The 15089-nt window shown below is 52.2% G+C and carries 9 protein-coding genes; 2 read left to right on the top strand and 7 right to left on the bottom strand.

What is annotated here, in order from left to right; all coding sequences use genetic code 11:
* Positions 1–400: 400 nt before the first annotated feature.
* Genes ACYVJQ_RS14320 through lptB form a run of 3 tightly spaced genes read right to left on the bottom strand, consistent with a single transcriptional unit; the run spans position 401 to position 3115 of the window.
* Positions 401–1921 (bottom strand): GH3 auxin-responsive promoter family protein, encoded by a 1521-nt coding sequence (locus tag ACYVJQ_RS14320; RefSeq protein WP_460893788.1) that lies wholly within the window; start codon positions 1919–1921, stop codon positions 401–403.
* A 42-nt stretch (positions 1922–1963) separates the two neighbouring features.
* Positions 1964–2344: a four helix bundle protein gene (locus ACYVJQ_RS14315; RefSeq protein WP_460893787.1), complete on the bottom strand. Its 381-nt coding sequence runs from the start codon at positions 2342–2344 to the stop codon at positions 1964–1966.
* Between the two features lie 39 nt (positions 2345–2383).
* On the bottom strand, positions 2384–3115 hold the full coding sequence (lptB, locus tag ACYVJQ_RS14310) for an LPS export ABC transporter ATP-binding protein (protein WP_460893786.1): 732 nt from the start codon (positions 3113–3115) through the stop codon (positions 2384–2386).
* A 195-nt stretch (positions 3116–3310) separates the two neighbouring features.
* On the opposite strand from lptB, the gene ACYVJQ_RS14305 reads away from it, so the two are divergent.
* Positions 3311–4066 carry a glycoside hydrolase family 25 protein gene (locus ACYVJQ_RS14305; protein ID WP_460893785.1) on the top strand — a complete coding sequence of 252 codons (756 nt, stop codon included), beginning with the start codon at positions 3311–3313 and terminating at the stop codon, positions 4064–4066.
* A 130-nt stretch (positions 4067–4196) separates the two neighbouring features.
* Here ACYVJQ_RS14305 and ACYVJQ_RS14300 read toward each other — a convergent pair whose 3' ends face one another.
* Positions 4197–7124: an alpha/beta hydrolase family protein gene (locus ACYVJQ_RS14300; RefSeq protein ID WP_460893784.1), complete on the bottom strand. Its 2928-nt coding sequence runs from the start codon at positions 7122–7124 to the stop codon at positions 4197–4199.
* 784 nt (positions 7125–7908) lie between these two features.
* Positions 7909–9621, bottom strand: coding sequence for a single-stranded-DNA-specific exonuclease RecJ (gene recJ, locus ACYVJQ_RS14295; RefSeq protein ID WP_460893783.1), 1713 nt, complete (start codon positions 9619–9621; stop codon positions 7909–7911).
* A gap of 341 nt (positions 9622–9962) precedes the next feature.
* Between recJ and ACYVJQ_RS14290 the strand changes: the two genes are divergently transcribed.
* Entirely contained in the window at positions 9963–10406 is a 444-nt protein-coding gene (locus tag ACYVJQ_RS14290; RefSeq protein ID WP_460893782.1) for a PH domain-containing protein, read from the top strand.
* Between the two features lie 541 nt (positions 10407–10947).
* Here ACYVJQ_RS14290 and ACYVJQ_RS14285 read toward each other — a convergent pair.
* On the bottom strand, positions 10948–12696 hold the full coding sequence (locus ACYVJQ_RS14285; RefSeq protein WP_460893781.1) for a tetratricopeptide repeat protein: 1749 nt from the start codon (positions 12694–12696) through the stop codon (positions 10948–10950).
* A 252-nt stretch (positions 12697–12948) separates the two neighbouring features.
* Positions 12949–15051 carry a peptidylprolyl isomerase gene (locus ACYVJQ_RS14280; RefSeq protein WP_460893780.1) on the bottom strand — a complete coding sequence of 701 codons (2103 nt, stop codon included), beginning with the start codon at positions 15049–15051 and terminating at the stop codon, positions 12949–12951.
* Between the last annotated feature and the right edge of the window lie 38 nt (positions 15052–15089).

The raw sequence follows: 15089 nt of genomic DNA, 5'->3' as shown, positions 1-15089 counted from the left end.
TATCTAACTATCCTATTGGCTGACCTACCACTAGAGACCAAGCTTACCAAAAGCTTTAGAGTTAATAAAGATAATAATTTAATATTAATTCTAATATAAGTACCAATATAAAATATAATGAGGAATTATCCTCTGTGGTTTCTGCTTTCACAAAAAGAATAAGGAAAGCAAAGCAGGACCACGGAAGTGACACAGGGAGGAAGGTGCTAACAAAGGGTAATACTAGAACCAATAAAGAAGCCCACAGAAACCTGCACAGTAAACCTGTATTAGAAAGGATGCTTTGGTATTTTGCAGCTTACACTTCTATGTAAGATTTTACATCAAAAGTAGCTACATAGCTGTTTTGAGCCTGTTTTTGGAAAAACGGGCTCAAAATGACTTTAAGAATTAGGGTTTATTACCCCAGGTTATTCACCTCCAGGATTTCTTCCAGGTACTCACGGTTGTTGGCTAGACGCGGTACTTTGTGCTGGCCGCCCATTTTTCCTTTGAACTGGAGCCAGTTAAGGAAGGCGCCTTTGGGGGCCACCGTGATGAGGGGCGCCTGCAGGGCCAGGTCTTTGTGGCGCTTGGCGTCATAGTCTGAGTTGACGCTGCGCAGGGTCTGGTCCAGCACGTGGGTAAAGTGCTCCAGGCTGGAAGGTTGCTGGAAGAACTCTATTACCCATTGGTGCCCGCCTTTGCTCTTGCCCTCAAAATAGACAGGGGCGGCCGTGAAATTGGTGATGGTAGCGCCAGTAGCTTCGCAGGCCTTGGTAATAGCTACCTCAGCGTTCTCCACCACTACTTCTTCACCAAAGGCGTTGATGAAATGCTTGGTACGGCCAGAGATCTTAATGCGGTAGGGATCAAGGGACGTGAATTTTACCGTGTCCCCAATCTTGTAGCGCCAGAGGCCGGCGTTGGTAGAAATGATAAGCGCATAATTCTGGCCCAGTTTTACCTGGTCTAGTGTAAGCACCGTAGGGTTTTCCTGCTCTGCTTCTTCCATGGGGATAAACTCATAGAAAACGCCGTAGTCCAGCATGAGCAGCATTTCATCTTTGAGACTAGGTTCATCCTGTATCCCGAAGAAGCCTTCAGAGGCGTTGTATACCTCCAAGTAATTCATCTTGTCTGAGGGGATGAGCTGCCTGAACAGTTCGCGGTACGGCCCGAAGGCAACGGCCCCATGGGTGAATAGCTCCAGGTTGGGCCACACCTCCATGATATTTTTGGCGCCGGTCTCTTCCAGAATGCGGTTCAAAAGCACGTAGGTCCAGGTGGGCACGCCCGAGAGGCTGGTCACATTTTCTTTGACGGTGATCTCCACCATTTTCTCAATCTTCTCTTCCCACTTGTCCATAAGCGCCACCTTAAGCGGCGGAGTGCGCATGGCCTCCGCCCAAATGGGCAGGTTCTGCATGATCACGGCAGACACGTCGCCGCAGCGGGTATTGCTATTGAAGTCGTTGGGGTGGTGGCTGCCCCCTATAGAAAGTCCTTTACCCGAGAAGACTTTGGTGTCTGGGTAGTTATTCACGTAGATGGAGAGCATGTCCTTGCCTCCCTTGTAGTGGCATTCTTCCAGTGCCTCGGGGGTGACCGGAATAAACTTGCTGCGGGCATTGGTAGTCCCAGATGATTTGGCGAACCATTCTACCTTGCTGGGCCACAAAATATTCTGCTCGCCTTTGAGCACGCGCTCAATGTGTGGGTACAGGTCTTCATAGGCACTAATAGGCACCCGTTCCTGGAATTCGCGCACGCTCAGGTTGTCTGAGTAACCGTATTGCTGTCCCCACTCTGTATTCTTAGCGGTGTTGATAAGATTGGAAAACAACTCGTTCTGCACATCATGCGGGTACTTCCGGAAGAGGTCTATCTGATGTATCCTCTTCTTCATTACCCATGTCACTAGCGAATTGAATATCTCCACTATAAAATTGTTGATTGTTGGTTGTTGATTGTTTTAACCTGCTCACGTTTTTAGGTTATCATTGGTCAATTTGATGAGGCCATTGATCAAGATGGGCAACCGCTGCAGGTTTTGAAGTATGTGCTTGTACTCTTCCGGGGTTAATAGGTTTCTGATTCTGCCTTTCTCATTCCAATCAAGGCATTCGTAGACAGAGCCTCGGGCAAACCGATAAAAGTTGATCTTGTCTCCCTTCCCGAATCGCCCAAACCCTTCAGCTAAATTGGCTGAAATGCTATCAATTGCTCTGGCAAATTGTTTTCCAACCGTTTCCTTCTCAAAGTGGCCCCACTTGGTTACTATTTCCCAAACATAATTGCTGAGTTTAAAAGCTGCTTTATAAGCTTCAATATCATTTAACTGCAGATATTTTCTTTCTTCCATCTACAAAAAAACAATCAGCAATTAACAATCAACAATTAATCAGATCTTCCGCTTCAGCTCGAAATGCTTGCCAAGGTACACACGGCGCACTTGTTCGTCGGCGGCCAGTTCCTCGGCGGTGCCGGATTTAAGGATCTTGCCCTCAAAGAGCAGGTAGGCGCGGTCTACGATGGAGAGGGTCTCGTTTACGTTGTGGTCAGTGATTAGAATACCAATGTTCTTGGTCTTGAGCTTGGCCACAATGGTCTGGATTTCCTCTACCGCAATGGGGTCTACCCCGGCAAAAGGCTCATCAAGAAGCACGAAACTAGGGTCTACGGCCAGGGCGCGGGCAATTTCAGTACGGCGGCGTTCGCCTCCAGAGAGGACCACGCCTTTGTTCTTGCGCACGTGGGTAAGCGAGAATTCCTCCAGTAGTTCCTCCACTTTCTCGCGGCGCTCCTGCTTGCTCTTGTCGGTCATCTCCAGCACGGCCATGATGTTCTCCTCTACGGAGAGGTCCCGGAACACCGAAGCCTCCTGTGCCAGGTAGCCCACGCCTTTTTTGGCCCGGCGGTACATGGGTAGCGTGGTGATGTCTTCGTGGTCCAGGAAGATGCGCCCAGAGTTTGGCTTCACCAGGCCCACAATCATGTAGAAGGAAGTAGTCTTACCGGCGCCGTTAGGGCCAAGCAGCCCTACAATCTCGCCTTGGTTTACCTCTACGCTCACATCATTGACCACGGTGCGAGACTTATATTTCTTGAACAGGTTTTCGGAACGTAAAATCATTGCCTAAAAATAAGGAATAAACCTTAGATGTGGTATGGTAACGCAAAAGAGGGGGCTTTACGCATAAATTGTAAAAGGGTTATAAATTATTGTTGCACTCTTTTTATAAAGTGGTGTATATGAGCAATAAAATTTGCTGGTTCTCATCTTTTGCTTTACCTTTTACGTCCTTAAGAATACCAGATCAGATTACGTATGTTTGCTTTTTTACACACCATGCCCCGCCAATTGATGGCAACGGTGACTCTGTTACTCTCCAGCCTGTTTCTAATGGCGGCAGGGTTCGCTTCCTCAGAATACCTGCATGGCATTGATGTGTCCCGTTACCAGAAAGACGTGAATTGGGAGCATGTGAAAGAAGCCGAAATCCAGTTTGCCTTTATGAAAGCCACCGAAGGCGATTTCCTGAAGGACAAATACTTTGACAGGAACTGGGAAAACAGCCGCAAGCACGGCATTAAGCGGGGAGCCTACCATTTTTACCTACCAGACGTGAAGGTGGAAGACCAGATAGAGATTTTCAAGAAAACGGTAACCCTGCTCCCCGGCGACCTGGCCCCCGTGCTGGATGTGGAAACCCTCTACCAAGACGTTTCTGATGCCCAACTGCGCCGCGACATCTTCCAGTGGCTGACCGCCATTGAGGAGCACTACGGCGTGAAACCTATTATCTACACCAACCAGATTTACTACAACCGCAAGCTGCGCGGCTATTTCACAGATTACCACTTCTGGATTGCCCGTTACCAGAACGCTGAGCCCATTACCCACCCCAAAGACAAAATGGCTTTCTGGCAGTATTCAGAGACCGGCACGGTGAAAGGCATTGACGCCCCGGTAGACCTTAACTGGTTCTTTGGCGATGTGACTGCTCTGAACAAACTCTGCGTTCCGGCCGCTGCCCCTGCCCCTGCTCCTGCTGGCGCCATGGCCCAGAACAATGAGCTTTAAGGCCGTTTTTTTAAAACCAGGCTTAAAACAGTAGAAGCAATTATAATTTTCAGGCAATAAAAAACGCCCGGCTCCTTTTCAGGGGCCGGGCGTTTTTGCCATGTTTTCAGAAAAACGGCCTTAAAACAGCTTATCGCATGGTACTAGGTTGGCTTACGGGCGTAGTGGCCGGTTGCTGCCCGGGCGTTGGCGTGGCGGTGGCGGGCTCCTCAATCAACTCCAAACCATACTCTTTGCCTTTCACCAACGTAGGCACGCCTTTCTTCATCCAGGCCGGTTCTGGGGCGCCCTTCAGGTAATGGTCAAAGAACTGCGACATGCGCACCGAGAGGTCTTTGCGGTTCTTGCGCTGTACCAGGTTGTGGGCTTCGCCGTTGTACACTAAAAGCCACACGGGCTTGTTCAAGCGACGCAGGGCCATGAACATCTCAATACCCTGGTACCACGGAACAGCGCCGTCATTGTCATTAGCCATCATCATCAAGGGGGTCTCTACCTTTGGTACGAAGAACAATGGCGAGTTTTCAATGTACTGCATGGGCTTTTCCCAAAGGGTTCCGCCAATGCGGCTTTGGGTGCGCTCATATTGGAACTGACGGCTCATGCCACTCTCCCAGCGTATTCCGCCGTAGGCGCTCGTCATGTTGCTTACCGGGGCTCCGGCCATAGCGGCTTTGAACATATTGGTACGGGTCACTAAGTAAGCCACCTGGTAACCACCCCAACTCTGCCCCTGTAATGCCATGTTCTTCTCATCCACGTAGCCTTTTGCCACCAGGCTCTGCACGCCGGGTATAATGCTGTGATAGGCACTCTCCCCGGGGTAACCGTCTTTGTAGATAATGTCTGGCACAAACACCAGGTAGCCCTGGCTCACGAACAACGGGATGTTGATGGTAGAGGCACTAGGGGCCGGCGAGCGGTAATTGTGCAGGGTTTCGGCGTTACGCTCATAGAAATACACCAGCATAGGGTACTTCTTCTTAGGGTCAAAATTCTCGGGTTTGAACAGCAGGCCTTCCAGGGGAACGCCGTCATCTGAGCGCCAGTTCACCAGTTCCACGCTGCCCCACAAGTATTCATTCTGCTGCGGGTTGGCGTTACTGATTTTCTGCGGCGCGTTAAAGCTGGTGTTGGTAACCCACAGGTCAGAGTATTCTTTAAAGCTGGCCTTCCGGAAGATAAGGCGGTCACTGTTCTTGGCCTTGCGTACGCTGGAGAAGCTGTAGGGCTGCATCATAACTTTCTGCGGAGCCCCAGCCTTGGTCACATAGTCTGTGTAGAAACCGGCATCCTTGGTTTTGAGGTCCAGGGTGCGCAGCATGATTTGGTCTTCAGAAGGAATCACCCGTTGGCTGGGGTTCAGGCTCAGGTACCGGAACTGCAGGTTGTTCTGCCGGCCATAACCGTCTGTGATGTTCACGGCGTTGGCTTTGCCCGAAGGGTCCAGGCGCCAGATGTCATAGCGGTCATTTACCAGCAGGTACTGGTCATCCTTGGTCCAGCCAGTGAGGCCGTATTCATCGGGTAAGGTAGGCATGTCGTTCTGTTCGTCATAGAATGCCACCTTCAACTTTTTAGTCAAGTTCATCGGGCTACTGGCTTTCACCGACATCACTTTCCAGGAACTGTCAGCGGGCTCGTACCAGTACAGATACTTACCAGCCGGGGATAATCTTGGGGTGCCGCGGGTATCTTTCACGGCTAGCTTCCGGCTACCATCCTTGAGATCAATGAGCCAAGTGTCTTGCCGGCTAGGTGTGTCATAGCCCACGCTCAACAGGTAATTCACGTTGCTACTGCCCACGGCCACATCAGAAGTACGGCCGGGGTTCAAGGCTACATCCGGGATCTCCAGTGTGGCCAGCTGCACTATCTTCTTGCTTTTGAGGTCATACACTGCCAGGAAGGAGCGCTTCTGCTCCCGCTCCAGCTGCTTTAACTGCATGGGCTGGATCAAAGGATCGCGGTAGGTCCAAACGTCCAGGCTCACTTTCTCCTCGTCCAGCTTGGTAGAATCTTTCTCATACTGGGTAGGGCGCGGGAACGTCCCGAAGAACAGACGGTCGCCTTTGTCTGAGAAACCCAGCTGCGCGTGCTCACTCACCATCCATTTAGCAGGCATGCCTTTGTAAGCGGTATCTGCCAGCACGCGGGTTTTGTTATCTTTGGCTACCCAGTGCCGCAACTGAAAATACCGTATGTCTTTGCCCGTGCTGTCTTGGCTGGACACAAAGGCCAGCTGCTCGCCGGCTTTGTCTGCCACCAGGTTCTTGTAGGTCACGCGGCCACTGTCAAGGGGCATGGCTTTCCGTGCCGAGGTATTGAACGCAAACACGCTGCTCTTGCTCTTGGCATCTTTTCCGGCTTGTACAAAAAACAGCATATTGCCTTTGTCTGAGAACAGGAAATCTGTGACGCGGTCAAAGCGGAATTCCTGCCCGGTGCCCAGGTGCCGCAGCACCAGCTCAGAGGCTTCTTCTTTTTTGTCCGGGCCGGCGGCTCTGCCCGTAGGTCTGGTGGCGGCTGGGGCGGGCGTGGCCGCTTTGGTCTTGCTGGTGTCTTTGGCAGCCTTGCTGGCCAACGGCGCTTCCAATTGGTAAGCCAGCCACTCGCCGCTTTGCTTGGGCAGTTTGTACGATTTCACGCGGGCCACGTACTGCGCGCTTCCCTTGGCCAGGTCATAGATCGCCAAAGAGTCCTTGGGCATTTCCTCGGGCTTCTTTTTCTTCAATTTGGCCTGACGGGTAACTGCATAAGCGGGCTTGATCTGGAAAATGGCAAAGCGGCTGTCTACTGTAAAGGCGCTTTTGTAGCCCCGCCCGAAGGTCTTGCCCGTGTTCTGGCTCAAATCCCTCAGGTGCAGGACGCCGTCGCCCTCCTGCGGTTCCACGCCATAGAGTAGGTACTTGCCGTCATTAGAGAGGGAGTCTGCCTCAATGCTCTTCCAGGAGTCATAGACATCATGGGTCAGGACTTTCTTGGCTAGCGTCTGGGCCTGCGCCGTTAACGCGCCAGCGCTCAGCAAAAGCCCCGCCAAAAGGAATCTGGGTTTCATATCTGGTTCAGGTTGTTTGTGTAGGATGGAAATTTAAAAATACATGATCTGCTCCTCACTTGCGAACTTATCCACAGCTAAATCCTGGTTTAGGGCTGTTTTGGTAAAAACGTGCTTGAAACAGCTAAGACGCTCGTAGGAGCCGCGCACACTACGAGGTCAAGGTTTCTTGACGTTAATACCAAGAACAGGCCCACAGCAGTTGGTAACAAGGACAGGTCAAGCCCTGTCCCTACATTTCCCAAACTCCGCCCAGAGGGCGATGAAGGCCTTGCAACGGACCTATCAGCAATAGGCTAATCTGCCCTGGACCTTGCGGAGGGCCGCCATGCGTAGCCCGAAGCATGGGCAGGGGCAAGCAAAGACCTTGCAAATGGCAATGACGTAAGCTCCCTATGAAACAGAGGACGCTTGCCCGGTGGTACCTTCCTGAAGCCCCGCCTGTCTGAGCGGCAGCGAGTTCGGGGCTTCTTGATTCTTTTGGTTACTTTTCTCATCAAGGAGAAAAGTGACAGACGCGGGCAGACCGCAACCACCGCCCTGAGGCTTGGCAGATAGGGAATGGACAGTAAAGGCTTAAAAGAAGATGGGAGGGCAGGCTGGATTATTGGCCCTAGAAACACAAATAACGGCGGGAACGCATTACTTAATACATATTACTCAACACACGCCCATCATCCCCCTACCCCCTTCAAAGGGGACGGAATGCGTATTCTTTATCAAACTAAGATTTAGAACTCCTGTTTTGGACTCGTTTTTCCAAAAACAGGCTTAAAACAGAAGGCTACTCCGCGAAGCGAATATCCTTAATCCGCAACTGCAGCGTCACATTCCCCCTAAACACATTCTCCTCCACACAATAACACACATCAAACGGAATACCTTTCTGGATGCGGGGATAATACTCGGCCATCCCGAAGGCAATGGCGTCAAAGGAAATGTCGCCGTCTTGAGTGAGGCGCAGCTTGAGGTGGGCATCACCAACCACACGGGCCGAGCCGGTGTCATAGACGCAGGAGCTTACGAAGACCGGCGCCATGTTGCCCGGCCCGAACGGCTCCATCTGCTTGAGGATGTTGAAAAACTTCTGCGTGATCTGGTGAAACTCCAGCGGACTGTCAATCTCTACCATGGGCACGCGTTGCTCCTCCAGAATGGTGCTGGCCACAATCTGCTCAAACCGCTCCCTGAAGGCGGGCACGTTCTCTACCGGCAAGGTGAGACCGGCGGCGTACATGTGCCCGCCGAACTGGTCCAGCAGGTCTGAACAGGCCAGAATGGCCTGGTGCACGTCAAACCCGTGCACCGACCGCGCCGAGCCCGTAGCCTTGCCGTTGGACTCGGTGAGGATGATGGTAGGGCGGTAATATTTCTCAATGCAGCGGGAGGCCACAATGCCCACCACGCCTTTGTGCCAGTTCTCCTTGAAGAGCACTGTGGAGCGGGCGTTGCGCAGGAAATCATCATCCTGGATCATCTGCAGGGCCTCTTTGGTGATGCTGGTATCATGGCCGCGCCGCTCTGAGTTAGAGACGTTAATGCGTTGCGCCATGTCAAAGGCCTCTTCCTTGGTGCGGGCCAGCAGCATGGCCACCGAGCGCTTGGCATCACCCATGCGGCCCGCGGCGTTGATGCGTGGGGCAAACCCAAACACAATCTGCGTGATGTCCAGCTCACCGCGCAGGTCGGCCAGTTCCTTAAGGGCTTCCAGGCCGGGGCGCAGCAGCTCGCCGCTATTCATGCGTTGCAGGCCGTGGTAGGCCAGAATGCGGTTCTCGCCGGTAATGGGCACAATGTCGGCGGCAATACTGATCACCACCAAGTCCAGGAGGGCATACAGCGGCTCCAGGTCAAAGCCCTGGCTCAGGCAGAAGGCCTGCATGAACTTGAACCCCACGCCACAGCCGGCCAGTTCTTTGTAGGGGTATGGGCAGTCCAAGCGTTTGGCGTCCAGTACGGCCACCGCCTCTGGCAGCATATCATCGGGTAAGTGGTGGTCACAGATGATGAAGTCAATACCCTTCTCGTTGGCGTAGGCAATCTTATCAATGGATTTAATGCCGCAGTCCAGGGAGATGATCAGGCTGAAGCCGAACTCCTGGGCGTAGTCAATGCCGGCGAAGGAGATGCCGTAGCCCTCGGCGTAGCGGTCTGGGATATAATACTCAATGCGTTCCTGGAAGAAATGTTGCAAGAAGCGGAAGACCAGGGCCACTGAGGTGGTGCCGTCCACGTCATAGTCGCCGTAGATGAGAATGCGTTCCTGGTGGTGCAGGGCCTCTACCAGCCTATGCACGGCCTTGTCCATGTCCTTGAGCAGGAAGGGGTCATGCAGGTCTTGCAGGGAGGGGCGGAAATACGTTTTGGCTTCCTCAAAGGTACAGATGCCTCGCTGGCAGAGAATACCCGCCAGGGTCCGGCTTATGCCCAGGCTATCGGCTAAATTTTGTACTTTTGCGGCGTCCGGCGCTTCCTTTACTACCCATCGTTTCTGCATCGGCTGTCTTGCTGCGGTTTCATCTGTACTAAGAGGCGACAAAAATACGAAATCTGGCACAGAACCCGGCACTCCTTTTCGCAACCAAGCGTTGAGTAGGCAATAATTCACCTTTCGGAAGTTCTTCATCCATGAAAAGAATCAAAGAGATTTACCACAAATACAAAGACTACGGCCTGGTAGACGGCCTTATGTACCTGTCCTTTTTCCTGTTCCTGGCGCTGCTGTTTCTCTTCTTCGCGTAGGCGGTTTCTGTTTTAAGCCCGTTTTTGAGAAAACAGGGCCAAAACGCAAAGCCATTTGGTAAAAGATGTATCTTAGGGTAGTCCATCTCTATTGGTATGCCCACTATCACGTTTACTTCCGCTAAAAGCTGGCTTTCCTGGCTGGCTATCTGGGGCACCATTCTCCTGTTGCTGGTTTTGTTGGCGCAAGACGTGCTCTCTGACTCGTCTCTGGCAGGAAAACTAACCCGGGGCGCCTTTCTATTGCTGGTGACCGGGTTCCTGCTCTGGACTTGGTTTGGCACTTACTACCGGCTGACGGACCGTCATCTTTACTACCGCTGCGGCCCCTGGCACGGCCGGATCCCTATCCAAGACATCAGAATCATTAAAAAGCGCGAACGCCTGTGGTCTGGCCTTCGGCCCGCGCTGGGCCTGCAAGGCATTGTGCTCCACTACGGAAAATGGGATGAGATCTATCTTTCACCTGACCGCCAGGAGGAGTTTATTGAGCAACTCCGGGAAGTGAACCCAGGCATTGTGGTGATGACGGAAAACTGAAAGAAGCTTTTTTAGCACCCTCACTTTTTTCAAAATTCTTCTCCTGTCAATATATAATGAGCTTGTGAGCAAGTAGTAGTACCATTTGCTTTGATGCCTTTCTAGTTCGCCCACAAGGTCCTTCCAGGATGACAAAAAGGGAAGGAGGATGAAGAAAGAGAGATGACAGAGGAGAGAAAGAGAGGAAGGAAAGTTTCCGGAAAAAGAGTCAGAAAGTAGCTGACGCAAGAGGAAGCTGAAAGAAGGTTTTCTATGGCGCGGGTTTACTTCCGTGACTTGGTAAAAAACTGAAGGTAAGAGTAGGGGCAATCCCTTGTGGTTGCCCAAACGCAGATGGAACGCAAAGGGCAACCACAAGGGATTGCCCCTACCTCAACCACATCATTAAGTGGCAGAAGGGATTTCCGTTTTGAGCCTGTTTTCAGAAAAACGCCTCTAAAACAGGAATCGAATCCTCCTATACCTGATTGTTACTTCCTATGAGTGAATTGATCGCCTCCCTGGCTCTTTAATCAAATCATCTAAAACTTCATCATTCCCCCTACACCTTATCGCCTCTTAATTTCCTGAGCCGCTTGCGGGCTTCGGCCACGAACACGCTGCCGGGGTGCTTTTCCAGGAGCTTGCCGTAGAATTCCTGGGCTTTCTGAGGCTGCTTTAGGTTCTCCTCGTTCAGTTTGGCCAGCAGGAAGAGGGCATCGTCTGAGAGAATGTCATACTTGGGGTTGTCTATGATGAGCTGCAGGTTCTGGGCGGCCTCCTCAAATTTGCCCATCTGCTGCAGCAGCTCAGCTTTCTGGAAATAGATCTCATCGGTGAGGCTGTGGCCGGGGTATTTGGTGAGCAGCTTATCCAGGGCGGCTAGGGCCTCAGGGTATTTGTGCTGGAACACCAAGAAGTCTATAGCGGCGTACTCTTTGAGGGCCGCCGCCGAGGTGTCCATGCCAGTGTTGTCTATGATGAGCAGGCTCAGGTCCAGGGCGTCATTGGCAATCTCGCGGCTGGTGGCCAATTTCAAGATGTCCAGGTGGCTCTGGGCCAGTTCAAAATCGCCTTTGTAGTAGCTCAGGCGCGCGTTGCGCAGTTTGGCCTCGTAGCCAAGGGGCTGCTCTTTGTGGGTCTTCTCCACCTGGCTGTAAAGCAACGTGCTTTCCCAGGGCTCGCCGCGCAGCAGGTACACGTCGGCTAGGGCCAATTTTGCCTCCGCTACTACGTTGGGGTTGGCACGGGGCATGTCAATTACCTCCTGCAGGTTTTTCATGGCCTCAGTCGGGGCGTCCAGGTAAAAGGCTTGCAGTTCGCCCAGTTCTTTGATGATCTCGGCGGTACGCTCAGAGCGTCCCATTTCCTGGAGCAGGGCCTCATAGTCTTGGGCCAGCAGCTTTATCTTCTCTTTGTCAATGGGGAATGTATTCTTCACCTGCTCCTCGCGGGCCTGGATGATGCGTTGGCGGGCAATGGGGTACAGCTCGCCGGTCTTGTATTGCTGCATCACATAGGTGTAGCCCTCAATGGCGGTGGCGAAATCCTTGTTCTGCAGGCTGATGTCTGCCAGGGTCAATACCTGGGCGCCCCCGCCTTGGGTGCGGCGGTCCAGCGCGCGGGTCTGTAGCAGGGCCGGCCCGAAGTCCTTGCGCTGCAAGAGGGTCCAGATGAGCAGCTCCTGCACCGGGGTGGCGTCTGGGTCTGCCTGCACGGCGTCCATGAGGCGCTGCTCCAGCTTGTTGAGCGATTCCTCGTCACGGAGCGTATTCTGCAGCATGTTCTGGGCGTAAGGCAGCGGGAGAGCGTTGTTTTTGAGTTGGCGCAGTACCTCGTCTATGAGCGGGTCTGTTTTACGTTGGTAGGCGTAGAGCTGCAGTAGCTGCGGCGCGAAACTCTTCTCATTGCCACTCAATTCCCGGGCTTTCAGGTAGGCTTTCTCGGCGTAGTCTAGTAGGTCTGCCTGCTGGAAAGAGGTGGCTACCCCGTAGACATTCTCTGGGGTGGCCGTTTGTACTATCTGTGCCCATTTCTTCTCGGCGCCGCTGTTGTTGCCGGTGGCCTGCAGCACTTTTCCTTCATCAATAGCATAGGCGGGCACCGTGGGGTACTTCTTCTGGGCCCTTTTCACCAATTTGTCTGCCTCCTTGAAGTTGCGCAGGGCCAGCAGGGTTTTGAGGTAGTCTGGGTACACCAACCCGAACTGTACGTCCTGATCAATGAGTTTACTGAGCAGCACCTCGGCTTTGGCGTAATCATTTTGCCGCAGGTATTCCCTGGCCAACGCCATCTGTTCCGGTATGCTCATGCTTTGGGCTTTTAGCTGGGGCGGTAAAGCCATTCCCCATCCCCAAAGGGCCATCAGGCATATAAACCAAAAGTATCTTTTCATGATGCGCTACAAACAGATAAACTCTTCTTCCTTAACGTATTCTACGGGTATTCAATATAGCGTTTCGGGCCTGTTTTTCTAAAAACAGGCCCGAAACAGATTGCTTTAAAAAAAACAGGAGCCGCGCTGGTGGCGCGGCTCCTGCTGTATCTCTAAGAAACCTTTGTTCTAGAAGAACCTTACGCGGTTGTCTTCTACCTTGGCGTTCTTGCGTACGGCCTCATATAGAGCGCTCTGTACACGTCCGGCCCGGGTTCCCAGTAATTGCTGCTTCACGGCCTTCACGTCTGTTACCGGAGTGGCTGGGGTAATGCTGGACAGTTCCACCACTACTACGCCACCTTCCCCTTCAATAGGCGCGGTGCGTTGGCCTGGCTTCAACCCGAAGGCTTTGCCGATGGCTACTGGCTCAAAGCCTAACCCCGGTACGTTGGCGGCACCTAAGGTCACGTCACTAGCCGGACGAACAATGGCATCTGGTCCGTATTTGGCAGCGGCTTGCTCCAGGGTACCTGAAACAGCACCTAATTTCTCTGTAATTTTCTTCGCTTTCAGTTCATTGCGCACGGCGGCGGTTAACTCATCACGTACATCGTCTACCTTGGCAGTTCCTTTTTCACGCTTACCGGTTACTACCGCTACCACGTATTGGTCATCCATGGTGATCACGTGTGACACGTCACCAACCTTGGTGTCTTCAGAGAAAGCCCAGCGCACCAGTTCTCTGGCGTTCTGCAGGTTATTTACAGAGCGGTCTGCAGCGCTAAGTTTGGCTTCTGCTTTGGCAATACCTTTTTCAGCGGCTACGGCTTTGTTGAATTCTTCCAGGTTTGAGCTGTTAGAGGCAATGGCGCCAGCCCGGCTGTAGGCATACTCACGGGAATTGTCACTTGGCGTAAGGGCACGTGATACTTGTGCTACCTGGTACGTTCTGGTGGTTTTAGGCTCAGTGATTTTAACGATGTGGTACCCGTAGTCTGTTTCTACCAGGTTTGGCAGCAAACCAGGACCGCTAGCCGCAAATACCGCTTTCTCAAAAGCAGGCACCATGCGTCCTTCTGTGAACCAGCCTAAGTCACCGCCTACAGAGGCAGTTCCGTCAGTACCATGCTGGGCCGCCAATTGGGCGAAGTTGGCACCTCCTTTGATTTGATTCAGGATGTCCTGGGCTTTGGCTTTGGCCGCGGCTTTGGCTTCTGGGCTATCGCTTTCTGGCTTAATCAAAATATGGCTGGCCCGTACTGAGGCTTTACCACCATCTTTCACGCCAATGATCTTGTACAAGCTAAAGTGACCGTTCTGAGTGAAAGGACCGTAGATCTTTCCTTGCTCTAACGTCTGGGTTCTCAGTTCTTCCGGTAACTCATTGGCGGGCACAAAGGCTCCGTTGAAAGGAGTGTCAGATTCTGCTTTCACAAACAGAGAGTCATTTTCTGTTTTGGCAAAGCGGGCCGCCAGGTCAGCGGTTTCTTCACTGTAAGAGGCGCTGTCTTCTTTAGAAGCACTTACCGGAACCGTTACATAGGTAATAGACCGTCCTTCTTCTACTTCAAATTTCTTTTTGTTCTTGTTCAGGTACTCGCTCAGTTGGTCATCGGTTACTTTTACCGTTGAGTCTGCAATGCTGAAATAAGGAATGAACAGGTACTTAAGGCTGGCGCGGCTGTTTTGCTCGGCATTGAAACGCTTGGCCTCTTCAGTAGTCACGTAGTTAGAGAACGAGAACAGGTTGTAGTACTTGTTACGCAGACGGTCTGTGGCCAGGTCCTGCTCATATTTACGCCAGGCGGCCTGTTGCTCCGGAGGCATGCTGCCCAGGTTACGCAAAGTCTGCTTTACCTGCTCCACGTTGAACTGACCGGTTTGTGGGTCAGTGAACATTTGCTTAAGGGCGGGGTGTACGTTACGGCCCTGCACCATGTCTACCTGCTCGTCTTCAGAAATACCCAAACCTACTTTGTCAAACTCGCCCTCAAAGGCATATTTGAACACTAGTTGGTTCCAGGTCTGCTCACGCAAAGAGGCCAGTTCTGCCTCAGAGGGCTGACGGCCGTATTGGTTGGCATAATTGTTCTTAGCCTCTTCAAACATTCCCTCAAACTCCTGCACAGAGACCTCATGCCCCGCAATTTCTCCTACCACCATTTTGTTACCGAACAGCCGGGAATTTGGTCCCAGCAGGTCACCTAACACAATGAAAATAAGCAAGCCAACGGCAATAGCGCCAATGGCGAAGCCAGACTTTTCTCTAATCTTGTTAATTAATGCCATGTAAGTAATTGACGTATTTTAAGCGTTATGCAAAATAA

Source organism: Rufibacter soli (assembly GCF_054781795.1).
Note: the sequence above shows the minus strand (reverse complement) of the source record. Positions and strands in the feature narration are given on the sequence as shown.